The sequence below is a fragment of the Streptomyces sp. OR43 genome (assembly GCF_008042275.1).
Classification (GTDB): domain Bacteria; phylum Actinomycetota; class Actinomycetes; order Streptomycetales; family Streptomycetaceae; genus Streptomyces.
Map to the genome: position 1 here is coordinate 1 of NZ_RDBK01000113.1, position 4,717 is coordinate 4,717.

Genomic DNA, 4,717 nt, shown 5'->3' on the forward strand with positions numbered 1-4,717 from the left:
CGACCAGCCGACCAGCTGGAGGTCACCCGGTCCATGGGCGCAGTCGGCACGAGTGCGGACAACGCAGCCTGCGAAAGCTTCCACGCGTCCCTGAAACGGGAGACACTCCAGGGCGCCCGCGACTACGGCGACGCCGACACTTGCAGAAGGACGGTCTTTGCCTGGCTGTCCCGCTACAACACCCGCCGCCGGCACTCCGCCAACGGCCACCTCAGCCCCAACGAATACGAACGACGACACCACGCCGCTAAGCTCACGCTCGCCGCGTGATCAATGACCGCGTGTCCACCGCCATGGGGGAAGGCCCGCGCGCTGCCTGCCGTTACCTGGCTGCGGCCCGGTCTCGTGGCAGAGGCGGCTGCGACAGCTGTAGCCAATGGGTCGCTCATCGGACGGACGAGTATGTCAGCGAGGTCGGGGCTGGTGCCGTCCAGGAAACCGTGCCGTATGCCGGTCGCAATCGAGGCGAGCATGGGCGGCTGGAACGGCAGCAAGTCCGGCATGTCATTGAGGAGCCTGCGCCGGTACTCGCCCAGGCCGATGGTCCGGTGCGGGACTCCAAGCCGGTCGGCGACGTCCGCTGTCGTGATCGGCGCGCCGGTCAGATCGTAGGTGCGCCCGGTGTGTTGGGCCGGATCTGCTGCGATGATCGCCGCGGCTTCGGCGAGGTCCGCACGGGCGACCGCGGCCAGGGCGCCGTCGCCGAATGCGGACTCCACCCCGTCGTCGCCCCACATCAGCAGAGCGCCGAAGAGTTCGGCATACAGGCCGTTGCGCAGGATCGTCCACGGCAGGCTGCAAGCGCGCACGCGCCGTTCGGTCGCACGGTGCGCCAGTGCGAAACCGAGGTGGTCGCCGGCACCGGTCAGGCTCGTATAGATGACATGACGGACACCGTCTCGGGCGGCAGCGTCCAAGACGGCCGCGTGCCGCCTGACGACCTGGTCGTCCTCGGCGTAGCCGGCGGAGACCAGCGCCAAGATCGATACACCGGCGAGGTCAATGCCGGAGTGGTCGTCGAAATCCAGCCGCCGCATCCCCTCGCTCGGGGTGCGGCTGCTGCCTGTCGCGATCGCACCGCGGGCATGCAGCGCCGCCAGAGTGGCCGCGCCGAGGTTCCCGTTCGCTCCGGTCACCAAGATCATGTCAGTCACACTCTTCCGTTGTGGTTCTTTTCGGTAACTAGACTTGATCCTGATCCGCCCAGGTACCGTCCACAAGGAGGCAGTTCGATGTCACCCGCGCACACTGAGGTAACCGCCCAGCCCGCTGACCTCGATCCCTGCGGGCACGAAGATCACCCGGACTGCGGGATCCGCGATGTCCTGGACCGCATCGGCGACAAGTGGTCGGTACTTGTCATCGTCGAACTCGCCAGCGGGCCGCGTCGCTTCCGGGAGCTGCAACGCGCCATCGACGGCATCTCCCAGCGCATGCTCACCCTCACTGTGCGCAGGCTGGAACGCGACGGACTCGTCCACCGCACCGTCTACCCGACCGTCCCGGCTCAGGTCGACTACCGCCTGTCGGAGACCGGGGCCAACCTGACTCACCTGGTCAAAGCACTTGCCGACTGGTCTCTCACGCATCGCGCCGGCATTGCTGAGGCACGGCACCAGTACGACCAGACCCACCCCGACCACGACATCCGGTAGCGGAGGCCGCTGTTGGCCTCACACCGAGCGTGTTGCCAGTGATGCCTGTAACAACCTCATGACCCCGCAACAGCTGGTGCAGCGATTCATAAGTTCTTCTGTGCTCTAGCGATCACTGCCTCCGTCACCAGTGTTCGTCGCCCGACGCGGCACGCGCCGCATCTTCCAGCCCCCGGCCGGGGGCGGCGAAGGCCATCGAATTCGAGATCGGTGTCGTGCCGATCGACCGAGCGGGACCTGCTGCCCCGTCCATCCGCAGAGCCGGCAGGACGGAGCTCGGCCGTCCCAAACCACCACACCGCGCAATTATGAGGACCACCTTGCCCAACATCGGTTGGACAGCCGAGCAACAGCAAGCCGGTCTGCACAGCAACGCTGGCGGCCCGTGAACGCACCTCACCGCGTCGCCTTGGTCCGGGCAGGCGCCCGCTTCGTACGCGGCCACCTCGTGGAGTGTCGGAGGGAGGTCGGATGACCGGCCCGCGCCTGGACGAGGAGCCCGCAGGGCACCGGCGCTTCGCCCGCTACCTGCAGCACCTGGAGACGGTCGCCGCGGAGGACGAATCCGACCTGGTGGCAGCCGTCCTACGCGACGATGGCTGATAGCGCGGTGGGCCGCCATCTGGACCGCCGGGCCGCCGACCTGCTGACCGAACCCGAGTTCGTCTCCTGGGCCGAACCATGACAGCGGTGATCACGGACCGCGACTTCCTCACCCGCCGCTTGCGCGAGTGGACCGTGCTCAGAACCATCGTCCTCGGCAAGCCGTGGGCCGCCGAGGACCTCACAACCGCATCGGACTGAAACATTTCTCAGAACGTGCCTGCTTCCACTTTTGAGTGAGAACGAGTTGTGACAGTGAATCCGCGATCCCAACCGCTCCCGCCGATCACTTTCGATCTTGTTCCGGGAAAGGGTCGTTTGTGAGAGCTGATTCGTTTACACGTCGAGTGAGGCCAGTGCCCGGCGGGTGACGTCGGCCGGGGCCGCAGCGATGACGTCATTGAGTGCGTCCATGGAGGTCTGAAGGTCGGCGATGACCCGAGCGATGCGGTCGCGCTCCTGGTGGAGGTCGGCGAGCAAGTCCGAGCAGGTGGGGACGAGGCGGTCGCCGGTGTCCCGCAGGCAAGGCAGGACCGTGGTGATCGTTGAGGTGCCCAGGCCCGCGGCCAGCAGGCTGCGGATGCGGCGGACGATGGCAACGTCCTCTTCGACGTATTCCCGGTATCCGCTGGGGCGCCGCTGCGGGTGGAGCAGCCCCTGTTCCTCGTAGTAGCGCAGCAGGTGCACGGCCACGCCGGTCCGCCGGGACAGCTCACCGATGCGCACATGGACCTCCTGATGGTCGCGCGGGCTTTGCCCGTTCGACTTGACTCTCATACCGATGTGAGACTTTAGCGTCTGCAGCATGAAGATGAACAAGGGTTTCGCGACGCTCGCCGCGTTGTGTGCGAGCGTCTTTGTCGTGGGTACTTCGGAGTACCTGATCGCTGGACTGTTGCCCCAGGTCGGCGAGGATCTGGATGTCTCTGTGGGAACCGCCGGACAAGCGGTGACCGCATACGCGCTCGGAGTCGTGATCGGAGGGCCACTCATGGCCCTGCTGACCTCGCGTCTGCCGCGCAAGGGGCTCGCCATCGGCCTGATGCTGCTGTTCGCGTCGGGCAGTGCGATCAGCGCCGTGGCCCCGTCGTTCGGCCTGCTCCTGGTGGGCCGCATGGTCTCCTCGCTCAGTCACGCCGCGTTCCTGGCCCTGGCGCTGGTGACGGCGGCCCGGGTGGTCCCGGCCGAGAAAACGGGCTCGGCCATCGCCACCGTCGCCTCCGGATTCACCGTGGCCACGCTCCTCGGAGTACCCCTGGGAGCACTGCTCGGGCAGGGCGCCGGATGGCGGGCTCCGTTCGCCGTGCTGACCGTTCTGTCCCTGGTGGGCACCACGCTCCTGGCCGCCGTTCTGCCCCGGGAGGAAGCACCGTCCACGCGACTGCGCGACGAGATACGCGTGGTGACGCGTCGGCCGGTCATGCTCGCCATCGCCACCACCGCGGTGGGCTTCTCCGGCGTCGCCACGGTGTTCACCTACATCGCCCCGCTGCTGACCCGCGTCTCCGGTTTCTCCGCCACGGCGGTCTCCGGTCTGCTCCTCGCCTACGGCGCGGGCAGCTTCCTCGGCAACCTCACCGCCGGAAAGCTGACCGACAAGTCGATCAGCGCCACCGTACGCGGGGTCTTCGGCGGGCTGGCCGGGACGCTCTTGCTCGTCCCGTTCGCCGTGGTGTGGCAGCCCACTGCGGTGGCCGCGGTCCTGGTACTCGGCCTGCTCGCCACCGCGACCATCGCCCCGCTGCAGGGACTGATCCTGCACCACGCGGGCGCCGCCCCCAATCTGGCGGTCTCCGTCAACGTGGGCGCCTTCAACCTCGGAGCCGCAGCGGGCTCGGTCATCGGCGGCGCGATCGTCGCCGCCGGCGCTCTGCGGTGGACCGGCCTGGCGGGCGCGGTACTGAGCCTGGCCGGATTGGCCCTCACCTATCTCGTCCTGCCCCGGACACGGACGTCGGCGAAGGATGCCGAACACGAAGCTCCGATCGCCGCCTGATTCCCGTCCACTCGCCTCGTAAAGGAAGTCGCCATGCGCGCGATCCCAATTGCTTGTTTCTTGGCTGCTGTGGTGACGGGACCGCGTTTGGTGGCCTCGTTTTGTCTCCGGTGTCTGCTGCGGTTCCTGCCAGGGCACGTGCGTGCGTGGGTCTCGCCCCTCGCCCCGTGTATGCGGCGGCGGCTGCCTCGCCGAGCCGCCTTACTTCCCGGGGGTCTGCGGCTCGGCCCGGCGCCCCCTGCCGGGTACCATGGCGAAGACCGCGAAGGCCACGCCGAGCAGACCGAAGATGATCGCCATGTTTCCCTTCGTCTGGATGCCCGCCTGCCGCACGGCGGTCTCTCTCTCCCAGAGCGCTGCGCCCTGTTGATTGGCGGTCTGGTACTCGGCCAGGCACTTCATGTGCGGCTGAGTGGGTGCAGCGTCGCGGTCTGCTTCGCAGCGGGAGTCCTCGAAGCGAACC

At 67.7% G+C, this 4,717-nt stretch carries 7 protein-coding genes; 4 read left to right on the forward strand and 3 right to left on the reverse strand.

Annotated elements, in window-relative coordinates:
- Positions 1-270 (forward strand): integrase core domain-containing protein (locus EAO72_RS41285; RefSeq protein ID WP_261991879.1); only part of this gene is annotated, 270 nt, incomplete at its 5' end.
- Here the strand turns inward: EAO72_RS41285 and EAO72_RS41290 are convergent.
- A complete protein-coding gene (locus EAO72_RS41290; protein ID WP_148022522.1) occupies positions 174-1,145 on the reverse strand; it encodes a Rossmann-fold NAD(P)-binding domain-containing protein in 972 nt (323 codons plus the stop codon). The genes EAO72_RS41285 and EAO72_RS41290 overlap by 97 nt on opposite strands.
- A gap of 87 nt (positions 1,146-1,232) precedes the next feature.
- Between EAO72_RS41290 and EAO72_RS41295 the strand changes: the two genes are divergently transcribed.
- Together EAO72_RS41295 and EAO72_RS43700 are read left to right on the forward strand one after the other, a co-directional pair.
- Positions 1,233-1,655, forward strand: coding sequence for a winged helix-turn-helix transcriptional regulator (locus EAO72_RS41295; RefSeq protein ID WP_148022520.1), 423 nt, complete (start codon positions 1,233-1,235; stop codon positions 1,653-1,655).
- 471 nt (positions 1,656-2,126) lie between these two features.
- Positions 2,127-2,258, forward strand: a complete 132-nt coding sequence (locus tag EAO72_RS43700) for a hypothetical protein (protein ID WP_261991880.1) — start codon at positions 2,127-2,129, stop codon at positions 2,256-2,258.
- A gap of 336 nt (positions 2,259-2,594) precedes the next feature.
- Here EAO72_RS43700 and EAO72_RS41300 read toward each other — a convergent pair whose 3' ends face one another.
- Complete coding sequence (locus EAO72_RS41300; protein ID WP_148022521.1) at positions 2,595-2,984, reverse strand: MerR family transcriptional regulator; 390 nt, start codon at positions 2,982-2,984, stop codon at positions 2,595-2,597.
- Positions 2,985-3,063: 79 nt separating this feature from the next.
- Between EAO72_RS41300 and EAO72_RS41305 the strand changes: the two genes are divergently transcribed.
- Positions 3,064-4,254 carry an MFS transporter gene (locus tag EAO72_RS41305; RefSeq protein ID WP_261991881.1) on the forward strand — a complete coding sequence of 397 codons (1,191 nt, stop codon included), beginning with the start codon at positions 3,064-3,066 and terminating at the stop codon, positions 4,252-4,254.
- Positions 4,255-4,455: 201 nt separating this feature from the next.
- Here EAO72_RS41305 and EAO72_RS41310 read toward each other — a convergent pair.
- On the reverse strand, positions 4,456-4,717 hold a 262-nt coding region (locus EAO72_RS41310; protein ID WP_222724177.1), incomplete at its 5' end, for a hypothetical protein.